Annotated in this window: 1 rRNA gene; it reads right to left on the bottom strand. The window is 54.0% G+C overall.

Annotated elements, in window-relative coordinates:
- Positions 1-46 precede the first annotated feature (46 nt).
- A 16S ribosomal RNA gene (locus AC6CHS_RS19370) occupies positions 47-1,610 on the bottom strand.
- Positions 1,611-1,642: the final 32 nt, after the last annotated feature.

Genomic DNA, 1,642 nt, shown 5'->3' with positions numbered 1-1,642 from the left:
GAAGATTCTCCGAAGAGAATCCTCGGCGTTCCGATTCTATCCTTAGAAAGGAGGTGATCCAGCCGCACCTTCCGATACGGCTACCTTGTTACGACTTCACCCCAATCATTGGTCCCACCTTCGGCGGCTGGCTCCAAAAGGTTACCTCACCGACTTCGGGTGTTACCAACTCTCGTGGTGTGACGGGCGGTGTGTACAAGGCCCGGGAACGTATTCACCGCGGCATGCTGATCCGCGATTACTAGCGATTCCGGCTTCATGCAGGCGAGTTGCAGCCTGCAATCCGAACTGAGAATGGTTTTATGGGATTTGCTTGACCTCGCGGTTTTGCTTCCCTTTGTTCCATCCATTGTAGCACGTGTGTAGCCCAGGTCATAAGGGGCATGATGATTTGACGTCATCCCCACCTTCCTCCGGTTTGTCACCGGCAGTCACCTTAGAGTGCCCAACTAAATGCTGGCAACTAAGATCAAGGGTTGCGCTCGTTGCGGGACTTAACCCAACATCTCACGACACGAGCTGACGACAACCATGCACCACCTGTCACTCTGTCCCCGAAGGGAACTTCCTATCTCTAGGAATAGCAGAGGATGTCAAGACCTGGTAAGGTTCTTCGCGTTGCTTCGAATTAAACCACATGCTCCACCGCTTGTGCGGGCCCCCGTCAATTCTTTTGAGTTTCAGCCTTGCGGCCGTACTCCCCAGGCGGAGTGCTTAATGCGTTAACTTCAGCACTAAGGGGCGGAAACCCCCTAACACCTAGCACTCATCGTTTACGGCGTGGACTACCAGGGTATCTAATCCTGTTCGCTCCCCACGCTTTCGCTCCTCAGCGTCAGTTACAGACCAGAGAGTCGCCTTCGCCACTGGTGTTCCTCCACATCTCTACGCATTTCACCGCTACACGTGGAATTCCACTCTCCTCTTCTGTACTCAAGTCCTCCAGTTTCCAATGACCGTTCGCGGTTGAGCCGCGAGATTTCACATCAGACTTAAAGGACCGCCTGCGAGCGCTTTACGCCCAATAATTCCGGACAACGCTTGCCACCTACGTATTACCGCGGCTGCTGGCACGTAGTTAGCCGTGGCTTTCTGGTTAGGTACCGTCAAGGCTGGGTCAGTTACTACCCAACTTGTTCTTCCCTAACAACAGAGTTTTACGATCCGAAAACCTTCATCACTCACGCGGCGTTGCTCCGTCAGACTTTCGTCCATTGCGGAAGATTCCCTACTGCTGCCTCCCGTAGGAGTCTGGGCCGTGTCTCAGTCCCAGTGTGGCCGATCACCCTCTCAGGTCGGCTACGCATCGTCGCCTTGGTGAGCCGTTACCTCACCAACTAGCTAATGCGCCGCGGGCCCATCTGTAAGTGACAGCCGAAGCCGCCTTTCAACTTTCCTTTATGCAAAAGAAAGTATTATCCGGTATTAGCCCCGGTTTCCCGGGGTTATCCCAGTCTTACAGGCAGGTTGCCCACGTGTTACTCACCCGTCCGCCGCTCATTCCACAAGCGTCACCCCCGAAGGGGATCAACTTGCTTCCTGCGCTCGACTTGCATGTATTAGGCACGCCGCCAGCGTTCGTCCTGAGCCAAGATCAAACTCTCCAAAAAAGTTTGTATCATGTCGACACCAATCAACATGA

It is taken from the genome of Oceanobacillus sp. GQ8 (genome assembly GCF_059758495.1).
Note: the sequence above shows the minus strand (reverse complement) of the source record. Positions and strands in the feature narration are given on the sequence as shown.